We start from the raw sequence: 22,643 nt of genomic DNA on the forward strand, positions 1-22,643 counted from the left end.
TATCATTAACCTTGCCTTTACTCTTCTTTACATTTAGACTGCCGCACAATCAAACAAGAATTAAGGACAAGCATGTTAAAAACCTCGCTGACTCTGGTCGCTATTGCAATTAGCAGCCAATCATTTGCTGATGATGCCATCAATAAAAACCTTACCGCAGAAGAAATGGAACACGTTGTTGTATCAGGCAGCCGTGTATTTGAAAGCATTGATGAAGTCCCAGCTTCTGTCACTATTATTAGCCAACAGCAAATTGAAGAACATTTAAAAGTTAATCCAGAATTACAAAGCTTACTTGCGCAAATGGTACCAGGCCTTGCACCAGATACCGGCAGTTCGAGTAATACAGGTCAGAGTTTACGTGGTCGTGCACCACTTGTAATGATCGATGGAGTGCCACAGTCGACACCACTCAGAAACGGCTCATTAGGAGTTAAAACACTCGATCCAAGCGCCATTGCTCGTATCGAAGTGATCAAAGGCGCTACCTCTGTTTATGGTAATGGTGCATCGGGCGGTATCATTAACTACATCACAAAGCAGGCAACAAGTGATGGTCAGCCAGAAGGTGAGATCAGCCTATCGTCACGTTTTAGTGCAGTTAAATTAGAAGAAAGCGCCGGTGCGCGAGTCTCTGCAGCAATTAATGGTCGTGCTGATAAAATTAGCTATTTATTTACCGCAAGTTACGAAGAAAATGGTGTTCAACGTGACGCAGAAGGCGATATTCTTGGCTTGCAGTATGGTTTATCTGATGCAGTAACAGAAAACTACTTTACCAAACTCGGCTATGATTTTGATGATGAGAAGCAGCTGCAATTTAGCTATAACTACTTTAGCTCTCAACAAAAAACCGATTTAGGTGACGTTGTTGGTAACCTGAACGATGGCGATAAAACTTATGCGATTCATGTACCTAAAGAGCTTCAAAAGCAAGGTAAACCACAAGGCCCAGACGGTAACGAAAACATAACCTTAAAATATACAGACTACGCCCTATTTACTAATACACAAATGACGCTCGATCTGTATATGCAAGACATCGAGAATGTGTTTTTCTTTTCTACAAACTTAGCTAACCCAGACGAAGGTTACGAAGGCGGCCAATCAATTATTCGCTCAGAAAAGAAAGGGGCGCGCGCTACCTTTAATACCCTTGTTGATTTTGACAATGTTGAAGCCACCTTTATTTATGGCCTAGATGCACTGAATGATGTGACTTCTCAACCGCTTGTTGATGGCCGTGTTTGGGTACCAGAGATGGATATGGAAAGCCTTGCTGGCTTTTTACAAACAAAGTGGGTTATCGATAATGATTTAATCATTAAAGCGGGTGTGCGCCAAGAGAGTATTGATTTAACCGTTGATGACTACAACACCTTAAAGCTTTGTCGCTCAGAAACACAGTGCTCAGTGCCACTTAGTGTAAAGGGTGACACTATTGATTACGATGCAACCACCTATAACGTAGGTGTTAAATACAATTTGCTTGATGCCTTCAGCCCGTTTGCCAATTATTCACAAGGTTCTGATATCTCAGATATTGGCCGCTTATTACGTTCTGCAACAGTAAATGATATTGGCCTAATTCAAACAGAAGCATCAATCATCGATAACTATGAAATTGGCTTTACATCACAGTTTGATGACTTACGTTTTGAATTTGCAGCTTACCGCAGTACGTCAGAGTTTGGCACCACTAATAGCTTTAATGAGGTAACGGGTGTCTATGAGCCAGTAAGAGCGCCACAAGAGATCTGGGGTTACGAAACACTAATCGATTATAAAATTAATCCAACCCTAAAACTTGTTGCAACCTACAGCTATGTTGAAGGTAAGAACACCGAAGACGACATTTACTTAGGTTCTCGCCAAATAAGCCCACCAAAAGGTACTGCTAATTTAAACTGGCAACCAAATGATGAATTATCACTCACTGTGAGTTATTTATATGTGGGTTCACGCAAACGCTTTGAGCCAAATGCAGAGGATGACTTTGTTGGTGATCAAGGTCCAATTAGCAGTTACAACCTATTTAACCTAAGCAGTCGTTATAACTTTAGCAACAACTGGCAAGCGTTTATGGGTGTAGAAAACCTATTTAATAATGATTACTACCCTGCCCGTGCGCAGTCTTATACTTATGGTGGCTATAACATTAAAGGTTTAGGTACGACCATGACACTCGGTGCAACTTATAGCTTCTAAAGCAGTTTTTGTTTAGAGCAACAAGCCCTTCTTAGTAAGGGCTTTTCATTTAAGAATAGAAACGATAAATTGTTCATTTATCAACCATTAACGCAAACTTAAACGAGAATCACACTCAATAGTAAACAACTGATTTACAAAGGAAAATGTTTGCAATCTTATTTTTATATACTACAATTATCGCAACTTGGAATTCGAGGACAGCATTATGAAAGGTAACCAAAAAGTCATCGATAGTTTTAATAAACTACTCGCAAACGAATTAGCTGCTATAGATCAATACTTTATTCATTCTCGTATGTATGACGATTGGGGCCTAAATAAGCTGTATGAGCGTCTTAACCACGAAATGGAAGAAGAAAAAGACCACGCTGATTGGTTGATAAAACGTATTCTATTTTTAGAAGGCGTACCAAACATGACTAAACGTCGTGATTTATTAATTGGCTCAGACGTTAAAAGCATGATGCAAAATGACTTAACACTTGAGCTAGAAGTTGTTGACTGCGTTAAAGAAGCTATTTCAATTTGTGAACAAGAAAAAGACTATCAATCACGCGAAGTGCTTGAAAAGCTATTATTTGATACAGAAGAAGATCATGTTTACTGGTTAGAACAACAGCTGGGTCTAATCGACAAAATTGGTAGCCAAAACTACCATCAATCTCAAATGGGCGAATAGAGGCTAATTGTATGAAAGGCGATAAAAGCGTCATTGCTGCACTTAATAAAGTATTAGCGAATGAATTAGTGGGTATTAACCAATACTTTTTACACGCTCGTATGTTTAAAGATTTTGGTTTTTCAAAATTAGACAAAGCTGATTACAAAGTATCTATTCAAAAAATGAAAAACGCCGACCGTTTAATTGAGCGTATTTTGTTTTTAGAAGGTTTACCAAACTTACAAGATTTAGGTCGCCTACGTATTGGTGAAAACTCAGAAGAAATGATCGAAGCTAACATGAGCTTTGAACTTGATTCATTAGTCGATCTTAAAGCGGGAATTAAACTTGCTGAAGAGAAAAAAGATTACATCAGCCGTGAAGCGTTAGATAACATCTTAAATGAGCAAGAAGAACAGATTGATTGGCTTGAAACACAGCAACAGTTAATCAAAACCGCAGGGCTTGAGAATTACCTGCAATCTCAAATGTAATTTGCTAAAACTTAAAAAAGCAGCCTAGGCTGCTTTTTTTATGGCAAAAATTTGTGCTTAATCGTCATCGCGATCAATGATTGACACTTTATTACTTAAAATTAAAGAGTTAGGAATTAAATGCACCGCTCCCTCGCCTTTAATTGTGATATAGCGCAAATTAAGGTCAATCACTGTGCCCTTTGAATTACTCACTTCAATGTAATTACCAAGCTTAATGGGCTTATAAAGCACAATCATGACACCTGCTACTAGATTCGAAATAGCATCCTTCAACGCAAAACCCAAAGCAAAGCCTGTTAGGCCTAAGCCGGCAACTAAAGCGGCAACGTCAAAACCCAGTTTCGATAACGCAAGCACAATACCAATGAATAATAAGATAGCGCGCTGCGAGTTAGAAATAAGCCGAAAAGTTTCAAGAGCGGTTGAATCAAAGCGTCGTTGAAATTGTTTAATAGCATGGTCTATAACCAGGCTTGCAATGTAAAAGGCGGCGATAACTAAAAGTGCTTGAATAAATTGGCTAGTCATAGAATTTTCAATTAAAAATAAAAGCCCATAATAGGCTTGAAATTGCGTTAGACAAACATTTATTGCTTTTCAAACACACATGAAACTTCAGGTTTATTCAGTGTGTAAGTGATATTGCCATTATCTTTAAAACGCAGATCTTCAGTTGTTGAACCGTTATCGTCTTCATTTTCACAGCGAAAGTAGCGCTTAGTTCTGACAATCCCATTTACAAAGTATTTTAACTTCGAGCTGACAACACAAAAATTTGGGATCTTCTTTACCTGCGTACCGTTATGTAAGTCACTAAAGTCGATTAATGTTCCTAAGCTAAATCCTTGAGTTGTTTCTTTTATCAATGAAAAGGAGGCGTTTTGACAAACCACATCACTGCCTGCTTTCACTTTGTAGTCACCTTGTTTATCTTTAATCAGAGCCAAAAACTGCGTTTTATTGCTCGGCTTCACATCAAGTAGAGCACTAGCAATTGACGAGGTTGATAGTAAAAAAGCCACTAAACAAAAGTAATATCTCATTGAAAATCCATAAACTTATAGACACTTTACTAGCATAGCATGCTGATTAAGGTTGGTGAATTTATAACGCATTAGTTAATACGATAAAAAAATGCTTTTGGTTCTATTTTATGAACTTTGCATAAGCAACCAATCTGTTTATGTGCTATAAATTTTAATGATGAAAATTTTTGGAGGGAATCAAATGAAAATAATCAAACTCATCGCTTTAACAACATTTTTAACCCTAGCTAGCACACAAAGCCTAGCCAGTGATGACGACTGGAAGTCCATCGCCGAGAAAAAAGTCAGCTACAAAAGCGAAACCGATACCGTTAATCCTATCACCAGCAGTAACTACAGCCATATTAAAATTAAATGTACCCATGGCACTGTGAATCTTAAGAAAATTAAAGTTGTTATGAATAACGGTGAAGAAAAAGTGTTTGATAACCTAGGGGTTTTAACCAAAGGGATGTCGTCACGTAGTTTAAGCTTACCAGACAAAAACGACGCTAAACTCGATAAAATCAAACTTGAATATGAATCGGTAGGCAGCACAGCCCTTAGTATGGCAGGTGTAACCGAAAAAGCAGAAGTTGAGATTCTCGCGAAAAAAGCAAAGAAAGAAGATTAAAGTTGCGAGTTGCGAGTTGCGAGTTGCGAGTTGCGAGTCAGGATGTTAGAGCCTATACAGTTTCACAAGCAGCGGCGTCTTTCCGCCGCGACCATTTAAAAACAAACGCGCGAAACAAGTTTCACGCCTACGATAGTGACCTTGTAGATCGCCCATTTATGGCGACAAAAACCGTGGTAATTTTCAAGTAGGAACGGCTTCAGCAGTGAACCTTCGATGTTCGGCGTTGAAACGCCTCCTACAAACTTTACTCTAGTATCTCGCTAACTCTTTACTGATTTGTCTAATTTAGTTACATAAGCTTTAAGCTCTGCAAGCTGACTTTTTTCGCCTTGGTGAACATTCATTGCTTTTGCAAAGTAGCTATTGGCTTGCTGCTGCTCACCAGCTTGCTCATGAATAAGTCCAATCCGAAGATAAGTAAACGCAAGATTATTAGGGCCTAACTCTGTTTGCAGCGTTTTAGCGCTATCAAGCTCAAGAATTCTTGCGAGTGCATTTAACGCATAAAGCGCACTATCGCTTGAACCTTTGATGTACTGAGAATGAGCGATTTCTAGCTCATTTTTAAGAAACTCGGCTGTCATTTCATTTGCGCTTGTAGGTACTGCTAACGAGACTAAAGCAGCTAAGGTTAAAACTTTAAACATATTAAACCTCCTTTTAAAATGTATCTTAAAGATTAATCAAACTCGATTAGCTGGTCAAACTTTATTCATAAAAGCAAATTATCAAAGAGCTTAATCGCGACCCAAGCCAATCAACTTTTTGCCATTTAAACCTTTTTTATGCCATTCTGTTTGTTCTTCACAGAATATTTGCGCGTCTAATTCTTTACTTGGCTCTTCGTTTAAACTACCTGCAGGTACGAGTAGGTATTTACTGTCTTGTGATTCAAATGGCAGCGCAGAGCCACAGGTTTTACAAAACGCTCTAGATAATGCACGACCAGGATAATTAAACCGCGTTATATGCTGCTGACCTTTTACCCATTCGATAGCATCTGGTGAGGTAAACAAATTTGCAGCGTGAGCTGTTCCGCTCAGTTTTCGACATTGTTCACAATGACAGAAGTAAAAACGCCTAAATTTATCAGCAACTTTAAAACTCACTGCACCGCAGCAACATTCACCCGTCAGTGTTTTAGTCATCTCTATCTCCTCATTAGCTAAGCCAAAAATTTATTACCTAAACAATGCGCTATTTAAAAATTTTAGGCAATAAAAAAGGCCATGTTGCGTGTACAACATAGCCTTTTTGCATTGACACAACTTAGAAATCTAAGTTTGATAAAACTTCATCATCAACGTTATTAGACAAGGTCACTTTAAGTTTAGGCGTACGAGCCATTTCACGTTTAATTGCAAAATTAGCTTCTTCGTTACGAGCCCAACTACGACGAGCAATACCGTTGTTTACATCAAATAATAGCATAGATTTCAGACGACGCTCGGCAGCTTCACTACCATCTAGTAGCATACCAAAACCACCGTTGATCACTTCGCCCCAGCCTACACCACCACCATTATGGATAGATACCCATGTTGCACCACGGAAACCATCACCAATTACGTTATGAATAGCCATATCTGCTGTAAAGCGGCTACCGTCATAAATGTTTGATGTTTCGCGGAAAGGTGAATCAGTACCACTTACGTCATGGTGGTCACGACCAAGTACAACTGGACCAATTTCACCACGATTAATGGCATCATTAAAGGCTTTAGCAATTTCAGCGCGGCCTTGTGCGTCTGCATAAAGAATACGAGCTTGAGAACCTACAACAAGTTTGTTCTGTTTAGCATCTTTGATCCACGTGATGTTGTCTTGCATTTGCTGTTGGATCTCTTCTGGCGAGTCCGCCATGATTTTATTTAAAACGTCTGCAGCAATCGCATCTGTTTTATCTAGATCTTCTGGCTTACCTGAGGTACATACCCAGCGGAATGGGCCAAAGCCGTAATCAAAACACATTGGGCCAAGAATATCTTGTACGTACGATGGGTATTTAAAATCAATACCATTATCAGCCATTACATCGCCACCAGCGCGTGATGCTTCTAACAAAAACGCATTACCGTAATCAAAGAAGTAAGTGCCTTTTGCCGTGTGCTTGTTAACAGCATCGGCGTGGCGCTTAAGCGTCGCTTGTACTTTTTCTTTAAATACTTCTGGCTCTTCACGAATTAAACGATTTGACTCTTCATAGCTGATATCAACCGGGTAGTAACCGCCTGACCATGGGTTATGAAGTGAAGTTTGGTCAGAACCTAAGTGAATGAAAATATCTTCAGCTAAGAAGCTTTCCCATACATCAACTACGTTACCAATAAAGGCAATCGAAACCACTTCTTCATTTTGCTGAGCAGTACGTACACGCTCAACAAGCTCTGGCATGTTATCGATTAGCTCATCTACCCAACCTTGTTGATGACGCTTAATAGCCGCCTTAGGGTTAACCTCGGCACACACGGTAATACAGTTAGCAATGTTACCCGCTTTAGGCTGTGCACCACTCATACCGCCTAAACCAGCAGTTAAGAAGATCTTACCTTTTGGTGATTCGCCTTTTGCAAGTACTTTACGGAACGCATTCATTACCGTAATGGTTGTACCGTGAACAATACCTTGCGGGCCAATGTACATAAATGAACCTGCAGTCATTTGACCATATTGAGTTACACCTAGTGCATTGAATTTTTCCCAGTCATCTGGTTTTGAATAGTTCGGGATCATCATACCGTTTGTCACAACCACTCGCGGTGCTTCAACTGATGATGGAAATAACCCCATAGGGTGACCCGAATACATGTGTAGCGTTTGGTCTTCTTCCATTTCGCTTAAGTACTTCATGGTTAATAAGTACTGCGCCCAATTTTGGAATACCGCACCGTTACCACCGTAAGTGATTAGCTCTTCTGGGTGCTGTGCTACAGCAGGGTCAAGGTTATTGTCGATCATTAACATGATAGCGGCAGCTTGTTCGCATTTAGCTGGATAATCACTGATCGAGCGCGCTTTAAGCTCATAGTTAGGTTTAAAGCGATACATGTAAATACGGCCAAATTGTTTGAGCTCAGCAGCAAATTCAGCAGCTAATTCTTGATGCCATTCTTTAGGGAAATAGCGCAATGCGTTACGAATAGCCAATTGCTTTTCGTCGGCCGATAAAATGTCTTTACGTTTTGGAGCTCGGTTTGCATCGCTTGGATACGGTTTTGGCTCTGGCAATACGCTTGGGATACCTTGCTTAATTTGTTCTTGAAAAGTCATTATTTGCTCCCTTAGTTAACTTTAAACGCTTGCGATTTAACAAGTTCTACCATGGCATCAATATCAGGCTTAAGTAAGCGGTCTTCTTCTAATTTGGCGACTTTGCTGCGAATTAACGCAAAGTTTTCTTCAATGATGTCAGAACACTTGTTAGGACGTCTAAATTCAATTGCTTGTGCTGCATACATAAGCTCAATTGCAAAGATTTTATCAAGATTACCTAAAATCTGGTTTAACTTACGACCAGAAATACTACCCATAGATACGTGATCTTCTTGACCCATTGATGTTGGTACACTGTCCGCTGATGGTGGGAAACACAAAGATTTGTTTTCTGTTACCAATGCCGCAGTCACGTATTGTGGGATCATCATGCCAGAGTTTAAGCCACCCGATGACGTTAATAAACGCGGTAAACCATGTAAGCCCTCAAGTAGCAAGTAACAACGACGATCAGCAATGTTACCAAGCTCTGCTGCTGCAATTGAAGCATAATCTAATACCATAGCAAGTGGTTGACCGTGGAAACCACCACCCGAAATTGCTTCTTCTTCGCTGATCACAATTGGGTTATCTGTAACTGAATTCATTTCTGTTTCAGCAAGCTCTTTTAAGTGGTAATACGCATTACGTGATGCACCATGAACTTGAGGAATACAACGCAGTGAGTAAGGGTCTTGAACACGGTCACAATCAGTATGTGAAGCCATGTTTTCAGAGCCTGCAAAAAAGCTGCGCATACGCGCTGCAACTTCGATGTTACCTTTAAAAGCACGGATAGCATGTAACTCTTCACGGAATGGTGATTCGCTACCTTGCATACCTTCAATACTCATAGCACCTGCGATGTCTGCAAGGTCTAATAGGTAACGCATTTTAGTAAGCGCAGTAATGGCATGAGATAAAATAAACTGAGTACCATTAATTAACGCTAAACCTTCTTTAGCATGTAAATCTAGAGGCGCTAAACCGTGCTCTTTTAATACTTCTGCTGCTGGCTTGATTGTGTCGTTTACCCAAAACTCACCTTCACCTAGAAGAGGTAAAAATAAGTGCGATAACGGTGCTAAGTCGCCCGATGCGCCAACTGAACCTTGCTCTGGTACAACAGGAATGATATCAAGTTCAATAAACTTAAGCATACGCTCAACAACGGTTAAACGAATACCTGAAAAACCTTGGCTTAATGCATGTACTTTGGTGATTAGCATCAGCTTTGAAATAGGTTTAGCGATTGGCTCACCCACACCTACAGCGTGTGTGATCAATAAGTTCTTTTGTAATAAGTTGGTTTCTTCTGGAGAAATTTGTGTATCACATAATGGGCCAAAGCCCGTATTGATACCATAGATGGCTTTATCTGAGGCAGCCATTTTATCTACGTTTTGGCGGCTTTTATTAATTTTATCAATTGCTTCTTGGCAAAGCTCTGCCTGTAACGTACCGGCTGCAATAGCATTAACGCTATCTAACGTTAATTGGTCAACACCATACTTAAATGTCATTTATAACTCCTAAAGAACAGGATTAGTTTTATTTAGAGGGAGTCTAGCTTGCTCTAGTTGTTTTACAAATGCATAATTATCGTTATTCATTCCAGATTTATCGAACTAAAAGAAGAGCTATGCAAGTTCATGACGTAGACCTGCGCTTATTGCGCGTTTTTGTAGCAATTGTTGAGTGTGGCGGGCTTTCAGCCGCAGAGTCACGTTTGAATATTGGCCGCTCAACCATCAGTGCGCATTTATCAGACTTAGAAGTAAGGCTTGGCATTAAATTATGTAAACGTGGCCGCAGTGGCTTTGAAATTACAGATGCAGGAGCTATCACCTATCAGGCATCGATTGAACTGCTTCAGCAATGCGAAGCCTTTGCTAATACCGTAGCAAGCTCTAAAAATGAGTTATCGGGGCGTTTAAGTATCGCCATGATAGATACCATGGTTAGCGATCCACGCTGTGCCGTTCCCCGTGCTATTGCAAGGTTAAAAGGAAAAGGTAAAAACATTCAGTTCGATATTAACGTATGTGAAGCACGAGAGGTAGAAACCGCAGTAGCCAATGGCCGTTCTTTAGTGGGGATTGGTGTTAGCCGCCATCATATTCGCGGATTAGATTACACCGCCCTACACAACGAAACTAACTTTTTGTATTGCGCAGTCGGTCACCCGTTATTTAATTGTGAAGACAAGAAAATAAATGAGCTGCTCAAAGAAGCGGAGGTGATTACCAGTAACTACATGCGTGATAAAGAAAGCCGAAACGACGGTTTAAACTATCAAAATAGTGCCGTTGCCTACCATGATGAAGGGATTGCACATTTAATTTTATCTGGTGAGTTTATTGGTTATTTACCTGATCACTATGCACAGTTCTGGGTCGATAAAGGCATTTTTAAGGCTGTTCAGCCAAACAAATATCACTACGATATTCCTGTGGTATTAATCACCTCAAAAACAAACGCCAGCTCGCCTTTAGCAAACGCTATGATAGACGAAATTAAGCGCTGTTACGCGGTTTAGGCTTTATTACTTTTTTGACGCTTTTTGCTCATTTATAAGCACTAGACTAAACGCGATTATGGCAAGGTTTGTAGTTACAGGATTAAACGCTTCGATTAAAAGTGCGGGCTGTAAAACAGCAACAAACAGCATTAGCCCAACTAAAGCAGCTATATTGAGAATATTGATTAAGATGGCACGGTAGAAAATAAAAAACAGCACGGCAAATATAATTTCACCTATGCCAGCTGCTCGGGTGATGAGCGTTGAGATTTCGGGATTAAAACCAAAACTGGCTGTCATTTTTAGCTCTAGGGGGGCAATGTGAATAAGCTTTGGCATCAGCCCATGATAAAGCCAACTAAAGCTAATAATAAATCGAGCTATTTGAATCGTATTTAAATGCTTCATTAGACAAGTTGGCTTTGTGTGCTCTGCTATTCAGAGCACATAGTATAGCTTATAAGCTAGTAGGTTGACCGAAACGGTTCTCAGCTTCATCACCAGCTAAAAAACCATTTTCAATTAAAGCCCAGATAGGACCAATTAATGGCACAAAACTAATTAGTACCCACCAACCTGATTTATTACGGTCATGCCAGCGTTTCACTTGAATCGCAAGCGAAACCCATATTAGCGGAATATAGAGAATAAGCATGATTACAGAAATAGCAGACTCATTACCACCTGTTAATAGTGCTACTAAAAACATAAGAACAAATGAAGCTAAAATCATACCTAATGCTGAATACCAATAAGTCTTACGAGGAATACGTCCTTTAAAAGAAAACAAAATTTCTTTTATGCTTAAAGTCGTTGTTTCTGTTGATGCTGTAGCGAGGTTTGCTTCTGGGGCTTGATATACATTTTCTGACACTGTCATTTCCTTTGATATGTGTTGTAGCAAACCGATTTAATCTAGTCTGCTGATTTATATTGTAAATAGTGCTGAATTCAGCATTAATAAGATAACACAAAGTGAATAGATTTGGGTACTAAGAAATTGCTAATAAGCTTTTTACCGATGAACGTTATATTTTAGAAAAGGGGTCAGAAAGTAACTCTGCTTTAAAATAACTTATCGCATCTTCAACATCAGAGAATGTTTTTTGCTGAAATTTTACCCCTCGTTCGAAGTAAAAGACCTCAATATAACTCTTTGCGTCGTAAATACAATGCCCTTAAATCTTGGTAAAGTATCAATCGCATAGGCCTCTCTTTTAATGCCTTTTTTTAATAAATACTGCTTTAGCTCAATAAGCTCCTGACGCATATTAGCATTCACTTTATTAATATTATTTAATAACTTACTGAGTTGTCATAGTAACAGCAAGTAACCTAAAAGTATAAAAAAGCACCCTTAGGTGCTTTTATTTAACTCGGTTGTTGCCAATACTTGGCGTATAAATTTGGGTAGGTTTGTTTTAAAAACTTTGCTTTATCTTTAAAACGTTTACCTTTTGGTTGCTCAAGGCCTGATGGCACAAAGGGTAATTCGTCATCATTACGCTCTTCGTACAACATACCGGCAATCAAGTCGTACTCATCTAAATACGGGTAAGGTTGTTCGTTTAAATGATAAACAGGGGTACACTCAGCAATTGAGTCTGGGTTTTCAAGCGCCTTTAAAAAAGCCTGTTCGCCCCGTGAAATAAGCCAACATAAAAACTCAGAAAAGCCATAGTCATCGTTACAACCGGCCATTACATAAGCTGCACCAAATAAGTCCCAGGTATAGGCTTTACGCATACGTAGGTTAAACTGCTTATCAAATTCCATCAGCTGTTCGTCAGATAAATCAGTCAGTTTTGCTTTTAATGCATTACAAACAGACTCAGGCTCGGCAGTTTTATCTTCGGCGGTCACGAGTTGCCAAAATTCATTTTCGCTTAAAACACTCATGATAAAATCTCTTTCACGCGCCCTACTTGACCATCATCAAGTTGAACTTTAATACCATGCGGGTGATTCGGTGACTTAGTTAAAATACGTGACACTACACCTTGAGTTAACTGACCAGTTCGTTGATCTTGTTTTAATACAATGTTGACTTCGCAGCCAATTGAAATTTGTGAACGCGTAGGCACTGCCATTGCTATATCTCTTTCAATAATTTTTGCCGATTATAGCCATTTGCAGCTGGCTTACCAAATTAAACCTGTTTGATTGGGCTGTTTTTAAGCAGCTCCTTTGGCAATATTTCATTTAAACGTTCAGTAATGGCTTGAGCTTTGCCTTTAATTTGAAAATCGAAGCCTTGGCCGTTGTCGTCTAAAATGACAGCTAAATAGTTATCAGCAACTTTCAATTGTGTAATACGGCTCAACTCAAGAGTCTCTACTTGCTCGCCATAATTCACCTGCTTAACCGTGAGGCTTGTGTCTGTTGCCGTAAGTGTTTTACTAAGGGCTGTTTTGGCTACAAACTTTTCAGTATAGCGATAGGCCTGTGCCAAAAAACCGATAGCAAATATAAAACCAGTAAAACTTGAAATAGGTAATGAGTCTGATTGCAAGCTGTACACACCTATACCACAAAACAATACAGCTAGAGCTAGATTTAACCTAACCATCTGTTTAGGGGTTAAATTTAAGTACATTATTATTCCTTTAAAAACGCAATTGCTTTTGCATTGACTGCTAAATCTACAGTGCTCAATTCTTTGATAATTAAACTGGTAATTAACTGGGTTTGCTCAGCTGTAATCGGCAGCTCTTTACAGTAACAACTTACTCTAAGCGATTGCGGTAGTTTTTTTAGATCAGCAGTATGAGTTAACCAAGAAAATTCGTGTACTTGTTCTTTTGCTTGTTCGCACGCTTGCGTTAACGCAACTCGAATAGCCTTATCTTGGCGCTTTTCAGTTTTAGTCATGTTCTGCTTGTTGTTTTTTAAATTCTTCGTAGCCATCTTGCTGGCGCTTTACACACTCATGGTACTCTTTATCTGCCATATGATTGCATTCACTTAAACGCGCCGATTGAATTTCATGATAACGGGCGTCTGAGCTACAAGCTGACAAGAGCACTACAACAGTCGCGATGATGGCCAATTTTAAAGCATTAAAAAACATTAAATTTCCTTTATGTAGTTATACATTGGTGCTGTTTTTTCCTGTATATTGCGTGGGTTTAAATATTATTACCAAAGGGTTCTATATGATGTTGTCGCAGTTACAAGAGCTGTTTCAGCGTATCGATAAAAGTAAAATTTTTCAATCATTTGTTATCGCTGTCATTGTTATTTCAGCACTAACAGTAGGTGCACATACCTATTCATTACATCCTACAGCTGAGCTTGCTTTACATTGGATGGACGTAGGTATCACGGTATTCTTTTTAGTTGAACTAGTGATCCGTTTTATCGCAAGCCGTGGCTTTAAAGATTTTTTCAGCAAAGGTTGGAATATTTTTGATTTCATAATCGTGGTCGGTAGCCTTTACCCTGCAGCTGGATCAACAATTTTTATCGCTCGATTACTGCGTATTTTCCGCGTGCTGCGACTAGTCTCTATGATCCCAGAGCTTAGACTGCTGGTTAACTCGCTTTTAAAAGCTATTCCGCAAATGGGCTATATTGCCCTACTTATGTTTGTGATTTTTTATATTTATGCCGCTATGGGTAGCATGCTGTTTGCTGATATAAACCCTGTATTATGGGGCGATGTATCTATTTCTATGCTCACCCTATTTAGGATTGCAACGTTCGAGGATTGGACTGATGTCATGTATGAGACCATGGCTGTGTATGAACTCAGCTGGATTTTCTACCTAACGTTTATCTTCTTAACTGCCTTTGTATTTTTAAACATGATGGTGGGTGCAATTTTAGAAGTCATGTCTGAAGAGCATCGCAACGCTCGAGAAGAGCAAACATCTGATGCCGACATGCCTGCAACCAAGGGACAAATTGCTCAGCTACAAGCTGAAATGGCCGAACTAAAACAATTACTAAAAGAAAAGCAGTAACATTTTAAGAGGTTAGTTTTTAGATATTAGGCGCTAGGACCTAGCGCCTTTAATTTATCCTCTTTTTTCTACTTTCCATGGTGGGTTTAAGCGGTTCTCTCCGGCCCAATACAATTTAATTTTATTACCTGATGGATCTTTTAAAATTGCTTCTTTCCATAGGTAGCGTTGTGCTGTTGGAGGCTGCTCAAAGTTAATGCCTTTTTCAACAAGGCTTGCGTAGAGATCATCGAGCTGCTCATGTTCAAAATAAATTACCGCATGATTATTATAATTATCGGTTTCTAATGATAGCGAAAATGTGGCATCACCATCAGGGCATTGAAAGCGTGCGTAATGCGGGGTATCCACTATCTGAATCATTCCCAGTGTTAAGTAAAAAGCCACCGCTTCATTCATATCCTTTACAGGTAACGTCACCTGATTGAGCTTCATTTTCAATTCCAATGTAATTCAATATTCGTTATGTCAGCATATCGCGAACAGCAAATTAAGCAAAAGATAAGTGACGAGTTAGCGAGTTACAAGTTGCGAGAGTAAAGTCAGTAAGAGTTTGTAGGAGGCGTTTTAACGCCGAACATCTAAATTCACGGCAGAAGCCGTTCCTTCATGAAAATGCTCAAGGTTTTATCACCATAAATAACAACCTACAAAGACTAACCATTGGTTAAAACTAATTGAGATGAATTGTCTGTTTGAATAAACAATACTCTTGTCATTGTTGAACCTGATTCATCTTTTGATGTGTTTTTGAAAAGGTAGTTTTCATCAAAAGTTCTCAACTTATCAAGATCAAAATCAGAGTTAGCCTCATGGTGAAATGACATAGCACAGACTTTACCTCTGCAAGCAAAGTCTTCGGCATAAACATCGTTTGTGCGAATTTGATTCAACATTTCGAGCAACTTAACTTCTCTTTCTATTGAATTATCTGTTTCTTCAGTAACTCGTACATTATTCAAAAAGTCATGAAATTCAGGAATTGTGATTGCGCCAAATACGCTTTGCTGTTTAATTTGCCCATTATCAGTGATGAATGAATTGGTAACAGATTCTGATGATGAAAAATGTCTATCGGCTAAATTAGTCTTTAGACCTGTATCTTCACTAACCATATTAGCTTCAGGCTCTGAACTCACTAATTGTTTATCTGGAATAGTGCTCTGGTGTATGTCTTTGTTATTCGTCAAAACCACTTCTTTATTGGAATCACTAATAACTTGGCTCTCTATTGTGGTAGCAGTCATCTCAGTTTCGCTGCTAGATGAGGTCACCAAATAAGTTAATAGCGAACTGATAGCAACCAAAATTAAAACTGTAAACCCATTTAGTTTAACCATTGAAAATCCTTTTATTTTTAAACCTTAATCCATTGAAAATACAATAGATTAATTTGTATGACAAGTAATAGTTTTTAGTTTGCGCGTCAGAAGAGTAAAGTTAGCAAGCTACAAGGGGAAAGTGTGTAGGAGGCGTTTCAACGCCGAACAAGTAGCAGCGATTTTATATCGCGTCCCAGAGCCTGAATCCTAGCGCCCAATGTTTTCTATCGTAGGCGTGAAACTTGTTTCGCGCGTTTGTTTATAAGAGCCGTTCAAGGCCGAACATTTATGATTCACGGTTATTGTCGCCATAAATAACGACCTACATAGCTTATACCGTTCCTACACGAGCTCCATGTGCAATATTGGAAATGGTTTACCCATATCATCTAAGGGCGAGCGTGAGGCAACTTTAAAGCCCATATGCTGATAAAAGCCAACTGCAAGTGGGTTTTGCTCATTGACATCCACTTTGTTGGCTGCTAATTGCTCAACCGCATAGTTCAAGAGTACTTTACCTATCCCCTTACCTCTTGCGGCATCTAAAATGAACAACATTTCAATTTTGCTATCGTGAACACCAACAAAACCTAAAATTGCTTTATGTTCATCCTTTATGCACTTCAAAGTAACATTTGGAAAAGCCTGCTCAATGATAATGGGCTTAAAAAAGGCTATGTCGTCTTCTGTTATAAAATCATGTGTCGCTCGAACTGAGTTTTCCCATACACTAAGTAGTTCTGGGAAATCTTCAGTGTTCACACTTTCTATTTTCATTGTCATCCTTGCTGGCCATCCAGTGCTTTATTTAGCTCGGTTAATGGTAAAGACTTATAAAAATACCAACCTTGAATTTGATGATTAGGATTAAAAGCTTTTATGAAGTTATATTCTTCAAACACCTCAACCCCTTCAAAAATGACCAAGCGATTAAGATTTGTAACCAGAGACATAATGGCTAATACCATATCCTGTTTAAATTCATCCGTTATTGATTGTGTTAATATTTTATCAATTTTAATGATGTCGAAGTTAATTTCAGTGAGCCACACAAGGTTAGATACTCCTGTTCCAAAATCATCAAGGGCAATAATAAAGCCATAGTGCTTTGCCCGTGTTGCAAAGTTAGATAACTCTTCAAGTGGCAAACCTATTCGCTCTGTAATTTCTATTTTTACTTGCTGCGGCTTTATTTTATAACTCATACAAAGTTCGTATAGGTTATCTAAATACTCTGAAGTTTTAATTTCGTACGCATTAACATTAATCGCAACTGTGAACTCGGGATCCCTATGTAAAATAGCTGAAAGCTCTGCAAATGCTCTTTTAACTAAGTCATATGCTAAGGTTGAGTACAAGCCTAACTGTTCTGCGATACTTAAGAAAAGTTCAGGTGATACATTTCCATGAACGGCGTCTTTCCACCTAACTAGGCTCTCCACACCAATTATTTTATTATTTTTTAGCTCAATTATTGGTTGGTACTCTAAATATAATTCACCGTTTTTTATAGCTTTACGCAACCTAAACTCGATTGAAGAGTTCTTATCAAAATATGAAATAACAGAATAAGCAATTAAAAAACTTATTAACCCGATTAAACAAATAAGTGATGACGAGATAAAAATTGGTAAATAAAGTAGGCCTGGACGATTATTTAGCGTCTCTACGCAGTATTCGAATTTTGAACTGCAAATTTTTAATTCCTGAGAATTTAATAACGTATCTTTTTTGAACTGATACTCAGATTTGTAGTTATGGAAAGTATGGCTCTCATTTTTTGAAATAATTTTATAAGAAAACCCTTTTTCAAGATGGTCAAAACTCTTAAATGGTTCATTAATTGTGAAAGCAATCACGTTGTCTTTTTTTGTTATATCGTATCTAGCTGGAACTGGGAAAATATTCCCTACCTTCGAAGCGAATTGATACCCCGAGGAAGAACTATAAAACTCTCTTGCAAATAAAATTGGAGTTTCAAATTGTCCCCAGTTTGCTGAACAACCGACCTTACCATCAAAAATTAGACCTAAGTCATGAGTGTATTCATATTTTGAAAGAATTATACGTAATGTGTTGATGGAATCAGAGTCACATCTATTAGGAGATAGCGTTGCGACTTCTTGGATAGAAGCCACTATATCATTCGATATATTTTCTGCTTTAGTTAATAGAGATTCAGCAAACTGCTTTTGATGATTTACTTGAAGGTAGCTTATGAGGAGGTGGAGACTCAGCGTAAAAAATAGCATGATAAAAACTATATAAATAGTTTGTTTGTTATTGTTTAGCTGAAATATTTTTCCCTGCATGTTCTACTTTAGGTTTGATAATACCAACATAAAAACTAACCTTTAATCTCTATTTAATCAACAAAAAAGGGACAAGGTTAGTATCCAAGCATAATTCTAACTACTCTAAACTTTAAACTTACCTACTAAATCAGTAAGCGTGTTCGATAATAAGTTTAGTTTCTCTCCGTTGCCTCTTGCACTTTCAGCAATTTCGCTGACATCATCCGCCGCGTTTTTAATCTCTACCACATTACGATTAATGTCTTCAGCTACATGCTGTTGCTCTTCAGCTGCTGTCGCGATTTGTGTATTCAAATCGCTAATATTAACAATTGACGCGGTTATTTCACTAAATTGTTGCTGTGCTGAATGGGCTAACTCAACTGTTTTATTTGTGCGGTTTAAGCTGGTTGTCATTTCTTTTGACACTTGATCAGACATCTTTCGTAAGGAGTCTAATTGGCTTGCAATTTCTTCTGTTGATTCAGATGTTCTTTGTGATAATGCACGAACCTCATCCGCAACAACCGCAAAGCCTCGGCCATGGTCGCCCGCCCTCGCCGCTTCAATTGCCGCATTTAATGCTAATAAATTGGTTTGTTCTGCAATCCCTCTTATTACGCTCAATATCGACATGATGTTTTCACTTTCAGCATCAAGTTGGTTTATATCTTGAGTTGCTTTAGTGATCACTTCAGACAAAGATACAACGCTATCAACAGTCTGAGAAATAACACTTTGTCCAAGCTCTGAGGCTTGTTGAGTTTGCGATGCAAGCTCAGCTGCATTTGCACAACTGGCAGAGACCTCATTAGCAGTCGCTGCCATTTCATTAATCGCTGTGGCCGCCATTTCAAGAGCTTGTTGTTGCTGCGATGTTGAGCCTGACAGTTGTGCGGCCTGTGATGATGTTTGTGCGGAGGTATCACTCACATTTTGAGCGCAATCATTAATTTGCGTAACTAAATCCGATATCAGGTTCAAAAATAAATTAAAGCTGTTTGCTAATTTGGCCGTTTCATCACGTGTTTTAATAACCAAACGTTTCGTTAAATCACCACCACCTTGCGATATTTCTGTCAGGCCATCACTTACTTCAACAATAGGTGCTGAAATTAATTTAGAAATGTAGCTAGCAACTAGAATGAATACAGCAATCAGAATTGCACTGATGACTAAAATAGTAATCGTCATTGCATTTGCGGCACTCATCACTTCAGATTTTTCAACTAAGCCTATAAATTTCCAGCCTAGTTTTTGTGAGGTATAAATATTCGCTAAGTAATCTTTACCATTAATGTCTATTTCAAATTGACCATGATTATTCTCAGCGAGCTGCTTGTATTTTCCGTTATTGACTTGTGCTAGCTGCTTAAACCTGTAATCAGCATTTTTAACGTCAACGAGTACATTGCCACTGTCTTCAATCAGCATTAAATAGCCAGTTTCACCAAGTTTAATGTTCGCAATAATATCGGTAAGCCCCTGCAAGGATACATCCATGCCTTGCACACCAATAAACTCGCCCTCTTCTTTAATTGCCTTAACAGTAGAAACAATTACCATGTCATCTACTGCCCAATAATAGGCATTGGTTCTTACTGTTTTACCATTTGCAGCTTTACCTGTTTCGTACCATGGCCTAACTCTTGGGTCATAATTTGCTGTTACTTCACCCTCTGGCCATTGAATATAACCACCTTGTTCATTACCCATGTAGATATAAGCAAGTCCCGGGTGGGTTACGCCAAAGTGATCAAACAAACTAAAAGCGTTTTTTTCGGTGCTACTGCCACTTAAATGATCAAGCATCTCTGCATTAGGTGATTGCATATGGGTTTTAACGCCTTGCTTGGCGTCTAAGATAGCGGTATGAGAAGCAAGGTAATCGACATTTTTCTCAATTTCTGCAAAAAACATACTGATACCATTATCGACTTGTCTGGCTTCTCTTTCACTAAGCTCGGCAAAATTGTCGAGAGCTTGTTGTCTTGTTTGTGTAATTACAAGCGCAGCAATGATGATCAGCGGCAGCGCGATGGCTGTTGCAAAAGCGAGCTTTAATTTTTTTGAGATATTCATAGCATACTTCCAACTAGGTACTTAAGAAAATATAGTGAGGCCTTGGAAGTTCAGCAAATAAATAAGTGTTTATTTTTATGGGGCAAAATAGATTGGGCTAATAAAATCAATGTGCAGTTTATGGCTATTTTTATTGTCTATACCCAAAACTTACCTTCATAGATATGTCATTTAGTTGACAGGAACATGGAATGTACTAACTTTAGCCTTAGTAATTAACATGCTTTTAACAAAACCATGCTAGGTACTTTCCAACCAATTGGCAGCATTTGCTGGATGCAAATTAGCTGCCTATTCCTACTTCGTGTTTTAGCATATAGCTAAGTAAAGCCTGACAATCAGGGTGCTTATCGGCCTTTAACCCAGCTACTACACCTTGCTGATCCGCCGCCGATTTATGCTGGCCTAACTTTTCTTTTGCCTGAATTGAGTCAAGTTCAATTTTAATGCCTACAATTCCCCGCAGTAACTTTGCTTGATAATCATCTGGTAGCAAACTGGTATCGTTTAAAATACTTGGCTCGTATTGCCTAATTAGCTCATCTAGGCAAGCTAAGGTGTTTTCATCATCAAGATATGCAACCTTACCCTTGGCATGAACCACAGCATAATTCCATGTCGATACAGCAGGCTTTTCTGCATACCATGTCGGAGATATATAACTATGAGGCCCATTAAAAACCACTAATACCCGAGTATTTTGCAAGCTTTTACCATGACCATTTGCCCGTGAAACATGACCATATAAGGTACCAAACTCGCCCTCATCGGGTTTATAAACTAATGGTAAATGAGTTGCCTCAAACTCACTATCAACCATTAATGCAAAGCTGTAGGTTTTAATAAACTGCGACACTCTTTCGGGTGTCATTTTCCATTTACTAGGCGTGTGCATTACTTTCCTTTAGTGCTAAAAAAGGCCAGCAAGCTGCTAGCCTTAATGTTGAGTTGTGTGATTAATGTTGACCATCAACAATAATGCGTAACATGCGACGAAGTGGCTCTGCAGCACCCCATAACAGTTGATCACCAACCGTAAACGCGCTGATATATTCAGGGCCCATCGCTAATTTACGAATACGACCAACAGGAATAGACAGTGTGCCAGTTACTTTTACAGGTGTTAAGTCTGTAGCAGAAATGTCACGGTCATTAGGGATCACTTTTACCCACTCATTGTGAGAAGCAAGAATTTCTTCAATTTTCTCAACGCTAATGTCTTTGCGAAGCTTAATTGTCATTGCTTGTGAGTGACAACGCATTGCACCAATGCGAACACATAAGCCATCAACAGGGATAGGTTGTTCGCTGCTGCCTAAAATTTTGTTTGCTTCAACTTGCGCTTTCCACTCTTCTTTACTTTGACCACTTGGCATTGGTACATCAATCCAAGGAATGAGGCTACCTGCTAAAGGCACACCAAACTGGTCTTGCGGTAAATCGCTTGAGGCAATTTTTTCGGTGACTAATTTGTCAATTTCAAGAATAGCAGCGTTAGGATCAGCAAGCTTATCAGCAACGGTTTCGTGAATTGCACCCATTTGTGCAATTAATTCTTTCATGTTGCGAGCACCTGCACCAGAAGCCGCTTGATATGTCATTGGGCTAACCCATTCAATCAAGTCTTGCTCAAATAAACCGCCAAGTGCTAATAACATAAGTGATACGGTACAGTTACCGCCAACATAAGTTTTAACGCCTTGCTCTAGGCCCGCTGTGATAACATCTTTATTTACCGGGTCAAGCACAATAATACTATCGTCACTCATGCGCAGTGCCGATGCAGCATCAATCCAGTAACCTTGCCAACCTGATTCGCGTAATTGCGGGTAAACGGCTTTGGTATAATCACCGCCTTGGCAAGTGACAATAATATCCATCTTTGCAAGCTCAGAAATATCATTGGCATCTAAAAGCGGTTTAGCTGGGCCAGCAAGATCAGGACCTAATTGACCGGTTTGAGAGGTGGTGAAAAAAGTCGTGTCGATATTAGAAAAATCATTTTCTTGCTGCATACGTTCTAATAACACAGAGCCAACCATGCCCCGCCAACCGACTAATCCTACTTTTTTCATTGTTTGTTCCACTGTTTGATTCATTCAAATTACCTAAACTGTTAAAAATTAAAGTCCATTGCGTGAGAATTTAATTTTTACAGAAGTAATCTAGCATTGCG

26 protein-coding genes are annotated in these 22,643 nt (G+C 39.0%); 6 read left to right on the forward strand and 20 right to left on the reverse strand.

The window, feature by feature from the left end:
* The first annotated feature begins 72 nt into the window (after positions 1-72).
* The 3 genes from QUE86_RS19220 to bfr (QUE86_RS19230) all read left to right on the forward strand — a co-directional run bounded on the left by QUE86_RS19220 (position 73) and on the right by bfr (QUE86_RS19230) (position 3,366).
* Positions 73-2,208, forward strand: a complete 2,136-nt coding sequence (locus tag QUE86_RS19220) for a TonB-dependent receptor (RefSeq protein ID WP_286260570.1) — start codon at positions 73-75, stop codon at positions 2,206-2,208.
* Positions 2,209-2,416: 208 nt separating this feature from the next.
* Positions 2,417-2,890 (forward strand): bacterioferritin, encoded by a 474-nt coding sequence (gene bfr / locus QUE86_RS19225; protein WP_130052506.1) that lies wholly within the window; start codon positions 2,417-2,419, stop codon positions 2,888-2,890.
* 11 nt (positions 2,891-2,901) lie between these two features.
* Positions 2,902-3,366 (forward strand): bacterioferritin, encoded by a 465-nt coding sequence (gene bfr / locus QUE86_RS19230; protein WP_167658899.1) that lies wholly within the window; start codon positions 2,902-2,904, stop codon positions 3,364-3,366.
* A 57-nt stretch (positions 3,367-3,423) separates the two neighbouring features.
* Here bfr (QUE86_RS19230) and QUE86_RS19235 read toward each other — a convergent pair whose 3' ends face one another.
* Positions 3,424-3,897, reverse strand: coding sequence for a mechanosensitive ion channel family protein (locus tag QUE86_RS19235; protein ID WP_256853833.1), 474 nt, complete (start codon positions 3,895-3,897; stop codon positions 3,424-3,426).
* Between the two features lie 59 nt (positions 3,898-3,956).
* On the reverse strand, positions 3,957-4,412 hold the full coding sequence (locus tag QUE86_RS19240; protein WP_130052511.1) for a hypothetical protein: 456 nt from the start codon (positions 4,410-4,412) through the stop codon (positions 3,957-3,959).
* A gap of 184 nt (positions 4,413-4,596) precedes the next feature.
* Between QUE86_RS19240 and QUE86_RS19245 the strand changes: the two genes are divergently transcribed.
* Complete coding sequence (locus QUE86_RS19245; RefSeq protein ID WP_256853834.1) at positions 4,597-5,028, forward strand: DUF2541 family protein; 432 nt, start codon at positions 4,597-4,599, stop codon at positions 5,026-5,028.
* A 263-nt stretch (positions 5,029-5,291) separates the two neighbouring features.
* Here the strand turns inward: QUE86_RS19245 and QUE86_RS19250 are convergent, their stop codons facing one another.
* From QUE86_RS19250 to hutH, 4 genes are all read right to left on the reverse strand, one after another.
* Positions 5,292-5,678, reverse strand: a complete 387-nt coding sequence (locus QUE86_RS19250) for a hypothetical protein (protein ID WP_256853835.1) — start codon at positions 5,676-5,678, stop codon at positions 5,292-5,294.
* A 90-nt stretch (positions 5,679-5,768) separates the two neighbouring features.
* Positions 5,769-6,179: a GFA family protein gene (locus QUE86_RS19255; protein WP_167658896.1), complete on the reverse strand. Its 411-nt coding sequence runs from the start codon at positions 6,177-6,179 to the stop codon at positions 5,769-5,771.
* Between the two features lie 121 nt (positions 6,180-6,300).
* On the reverse strand, positions 6,301-8,301 hold the full coding sequence (gene hutU, locus QUE86_RS19260; protein WP_167658895.1) for a urocanate hydratase: 2,001 nt from the start codon (positions 8,299-8,301) through the stop codon (positions 6,301-6,303).
* Positions 8,302-8,312: 11 nt separating this feature from the next.
* Positions 8,313-9,806 (reverse strand): histidine ammonia-lyase, encoded by a 1,494-nt coding sequence (gene hutH / locus QUE86_RS19265; protein ID WP_130052518.1) that lies wholly within the window; start codon positions 9,804-9,806, stop codon positions 8,313-8,315.
* 119 nt (positions 9,807-9,925) lie between these two features.
* On the opposite strand from hutH, the gene QUE86_RS19270 reads away from it, so the two are divergent.
* Complete coding sequence (locus QUE86_RS19270; protein ID WP_130052519.1) at positions 9,926-10,822, forward strand: LysR family transcriptional regulator; 897 nt, start codon at positions 9,926-9,928, stop codon at positions 10,820-10,822.
* Positions 10,823-10,828: 6 nt separating this feature from the next.
* Here QUE86_RS19270 and QUE86_RS19275 read toward each other — a convergent pair whose 3' ends face one another.
* The 7 genes from QUE86_RS19275 to QUE86_RS19305 all read right to left on the reverse strand — a co-directional run bounded on the left by QUE86_RS19275 (position 10,829) and on the right by QUE86_RS19305 (position 13,874).
* A complete protein-coding gene (locus QUE86_RS19275) occupies positions 10,829-11,212 on the reverse strand; it encodes a DoxX-like family protein (protein WP_286260571.1) in 384 nt (127 codons plus the stop codon).
* Positions 11,213-11,261: 49 nt separating this feature from the next.
* Positions 11,262-11,678, reverse strand: a complete 417-nt coding sequence (locus QUE86_RS19280) for a DUF805 domain-containing protein (RefSeq protein ID WP_205987947.1) — start codon at positions 11,676-11,678, stop codon at positions 11,262-11,264.
* A 497-nt stretch (positions 11,679-12,175) separates the two neighbouring features.
* Positions 12,176-12,703 (reverse strand): DUF4240 domain-containing protein, encoded by a 528-nt coding sequence (locus QUE86_RS19285; RefSeq protein ID WP_239964066.1) that lies wholly within the window; start codon positions 12,701-12,703, stop codon positions 12,176-12,178.
* Positions 12,700-12,894, reverse strand: coding sequence for a YwbE family protein (locus QUE86_RS19290; RefSeq protein ID WP_036971837.1), 195 nt, complete (start codon positions 12,892-12,894; stop codon positions 12,700-12,702). The genes QUE86_RS19285 and QUE86_RS19290 overlap by 4 nt, the downstream gene beginning before the upstream one ends.
* Positions 12,895-12,953: 59 nt before the next feature.
* Entirely contained in the window at positions 12,954-13,400 is a 447-nt protein-coding gene (locus QUE86_RS19295; protein ID WP_286260572.1) for a hypothetical protein, read from the reverse strand.
* A 2-nt stretch (positions 13,401-13,402) separates the two neighbouring features.
* Positions 13,403-13,675 carry a hypothetical protein gene (locus QUE86_RS19300; protein ID WP_286260573.1) on the reverse strand — a complete coding sequence of 91 codons (273 nt, stop codon included), beginning with the start codon at positions 13,673-13,675 and terminating at the stop codon, positions 13,403-13,405.
* A complete protein-coding gene (locus QUE86_RS19305) occupies positions 13,668-13,874 on the reverse strand; it encodes a hypothetical protein (protein WP_130052529.1) in 207 nt (68 codons plus the stop codon). Before QUE86_RS19305 ends, QUE86_RS19300 begins: the two co-directional genes overlap by 8 nt.
* Before the next feature lie 88 nt (positions 13,875-13,962).
* Here QUE86_RS19305 and QUE86_RS19310 point away from each other — a divergent pair, with 88 nt between their 5' ends.
* On the forward strand, positions 13,963-14,769 hold the full coding sequence (locus QUE86_RS19310) for an ion transporter (RefSeq protein ID WP_286260840.1): 807 nt from the start codon (positions 13,963-13,965) through the stop codon (positions 14,767-14,769).
* Positions 14,770-14,823: 54 nt separating this feature from the next.
* On the opposite strand, the gene QUE86_RS19315 is transcribed toward QUE86_RS19310, so the two are convergent.
* The 7 genes from QUE86_RS19315 to asd all read right to left on the reverse strand — a co-directional run bounded on the left by QUE86_RS19315 (position 14,824) and on the right by asd (position 22,566).
* The gene (locus QUE86_RS19315; protein ID WP_286260574.1) at positions 14,824-15,204 is read right to left on the reverse strand and encodes a VOC family protein; all 381 of its coding nucleotides are present in this window, start codon (positions 15,202-15,204) and stop codon (positions 14,824-14,826) included.
* A gap of 221 nt (positions 15,205-15,425) precedes the next feature.
* Positions 15,426-16,109, reverse strand: a complete 684-nt coding sequence (locus QUE86_RS19320; RefSeq protein ID WP_286260575.1) for a hypothetical protein — start codon at positions 16,107-16,109, stop codon at positions 15,426-15,428.
* 324 nt (positions 16,110-16,433) lie between these two features.
* Positions 16,434-16,868: a GNAT family N-acetyltransferase gene (locus tag QUE86_RS19325; RefSeq protein WP_286260576.1), complete on the reverse strand. Its 435-nt coding sequence runs from the start codon at positions 16,866-16,868 to the stop codon at positions 16,434-16,436.
* Positions 16,869-16,870: 2 nt separating this feature from the next.
* Positions 16,871-18,403 carry an EAL domain-containing protein gene (locus tag QUE86_RS19330; RefSeq protein WP_286260577.1) on the reverse strand — a complete coding sequence of 511 codons (1,533 nt, stop codon included), beginning with the start codon at positions 18,401-18,403 and terminating at the stop codon, positions 16,871-16,873.
* A 105-nt stretch (positions 18,404-18,508) separates the two neighbouring features.
* On the reverse strand, positions 18,509-20,467 hold the full coding sequence (locus QUE86_RS19335) for a methyl-accepting chemotaxis protein (protein ID WP_286260578.1): 1,959 nt from the start codon (positions 20,465-20,467) through the stop codon (positions 18,509-18,511).
* A gap of 283 nt (positions 20,468-20,750) precedes the next feature.
* Positions 20,751-21,362, reverse strand: coding sequence for an FMN-binding negative transcriptional regulator (locus QUE86_RS19340; RefSeq protein WP_167658887.1), 612 nt, complete (start codon positions 21,360-21,362; stop codon positions 20,751-20,753).
* A 61-nt stretch (positions 21,363-21,423) separates the two neighbouring features.
* Entirely contained in the window at positions 21,424-22,566 is a 1,143-nt protein-coding gene (asd, locus tag QUE86_RS19345; protein WP_130052545.1) for an aspartate-semialdehyde dehydrogenase, read from the reverse strand.
* Positions 22,567-22,643 lie beyond the last annotated feature (77 nt).

Origin of the sequence: Pseudoalteromonas apostichopi (assembly GCF_030297135.1) — a bacterium.
GTDB lineage: Bacteria > Pseudomonadota > Gammaproteobacteria > Enterobacterales > Alteromonadaceae > Pseudoalteromonas > Pseudoalteromonas apostichopi.

What these genes read in the sequence shown, in the direction of transcription:
- QUE86_RS19220 (WP_286260570.1), top strand. Translation starts at nt 73, where the DNA reads ATGTTAAAAACCTCGCTGACTCTGGTCGCTATTGCAATTAGCAGCCAA.
- bfr (WP_130052506.1), top strand. Translation starts at nt 2,417, where the DNA reads ATGAAAGGTAACCAAAAAGTCATCGATAGTTTTAATAAACTACTCGCA.
- bfr (WP_167658899.1), top strand. Translation starts at nt 2,902, where the DNA reads ATGAAAGGCGATAAAAGCGTCATTGCTGCACTTAATAAAGTATTAGCG.
- QUE86_RS19235 (WP_256853833.1), bottom strand. Translation starts at nt 3,897, where the DNA reads ATGACTAGCCAATTTATTCAAGCACTTTTAGTTATCGCCGCCTTTTAC.
- QUE86_RS19240 (WP_130052511.1), bottom strand. Translation starts at nt 4,412, where the DNA reads ATGAGATATTACTTTTGTTTAGTGGCTTTTTTACTATCAACCTCGTCA.
- QUE86_RS19245 (WP_256853834.1), top strand. Translation starts at nt 4,597, where the DNA reads ATGAAAATAATCAAACTCATCGCTTTAACAACATTTTTAACCCTAGCT.
- QUE86_RS19250 (WP_256853835.1), bottom strand. Translation starts at nt 5,678, where the DNA reads ATGTTTAAAGTTTTAACCTTAGCTGCTTTAGTCTCGTTAGCAGTACCT.
- QUE86_RS19255 (WP_167658896.1), bottom strand. Translation starts at nt 6,179, where the DNA reads ATGACTAAAACACTGACGGGTGAATGTTGCTGCGGTGCAGTGAGTTTT.
- hutU (WP_167658895.1), bottom strand. Translation starts at nt 8,301, where the DNA reads ATGACTTTTCAAGAACAAATTAAGCAAGGTATCCCAAGCGTATTGCCA.
- hutH (WP_130052518.1), bottom strand. Translation starts at nt 9,806, where the DNA reads ATGACATTTAAGTATGGTGTTGACCAATTAACGTTAGATAGCGTTAAT.
- QUE86_RS19270 (WP_130052519.1), top strand. Translation starts at nt 9,926, where the DNA reads ATGCAAGTTCATGACGTAGACCTGCGCTTATTGCGCGTTTTTGTAGCA.
- QUE86_RS19275 (WP_286260571.1), bottom strand. Translation starts at nt 11,212, where the DNA reads ATGAAGCATTTAAATACGATTCAAATAGCTCGATTTATTATTAGCTTT.
- QUE86_RS19285 (WP_239964066.1), bottom strand. Translation starts at nt 12,703, where the DNA reads ATGAGTGTTTTAAGCGAAAATGAATTTTGGCAACTCGTGACCGCCGAA.
- QUE86_RS19290 (WP_036971837.1), bottom strand. Translation starts at nt 12,894, where the DNA reads ATGGCAGTGCCTACGCGTTCACAAATTTCAATTGGCTGCGAAGTCAAC.
- QUE86_RS19295 (WP_286260572.1), bottom strand. Translation starts at nt 13,400, where the DNA reads ATGTACTTAAATTTAACCCCTAAACAGATGGTTAGGTTAAATCTAGCT.
- QUE86_RS19300 (WP_286260573.1), bottom strand. Translation starts at nt 13,675, where the DNA reads ATGACTAAAACTGAAAAGCGCCAAGATAAGGCTATTCGAGTTGCGTTA.
- QUE86_RS19305 (WP_130052529.1), bottom strand. Translation starts at nt 13,874, where the DNA reads ATGTTTTTTAATGCTTTAAAATTGGCCATCATCGCGACTGTTGTAGTG.
- QUE86_RS19310 (WP_286260840.1), top strand. Translation starts at nt 13,963, where the DNA reads ATGTTGTCGCAGTTACAAGAGCTGTTTCAGCGTATCGATAAAAGTAAA.
- QUE86_RS19315 (WP_286260574.1), bottom strand. Translation starts at nt 15,204, where the DNA reads ATGAAGCTCAATCAGGTGACGTTACCTGTAAAGGATATGAATGAAGCG.
- QUE86_RS19320 (WP_286260575.1), bottom strand. Translation starts at nt 16,109, where the DNA reads ATGGTTAAACTAAATGGGTTTACAGTTTTAATTTTGGTTGCTATCAGT.
- QUE86_RS19325 (WP_286260576.1), bottom strand. Translation starts at nt 16,868, where the DNA reads ATGAAAATAGAAAGTGTGAACACTGAAGATTTCCCAGAACTACTTAGT.
- QUE86_RS19330 (WP_286260577.1), bottom strand. Translation starts at nt 18,403, where the DNA reads ATGCAGGGAAAAATATTTCAGCTAAACAATAACAAACAAACTATTTAT.
- QUE86_RS19335 (WP_286260578.1), bottom strand. Translation starts at nt 20,467, where the DNA reads ATGAATATCTCAAAAAAATTAAAGCTCGCTTTTGCAACAGCCATCGCG.
- QUE86_RS19340 (WP_167658887.1), bottom strand. Translation starts at nt 21,362, where the DNA reads ATGCACACGCCTAGTAAATGGAAAATGACACCCGAAAGAGTGTCGCAG.
- asd (WP_130052545.1), bottom strand. Translation starts at nt 22,566, where the DNA reads ATGAATCAAACAGTGGAACAAACAATGAAAAAAGTAGGATTAGTCGGT.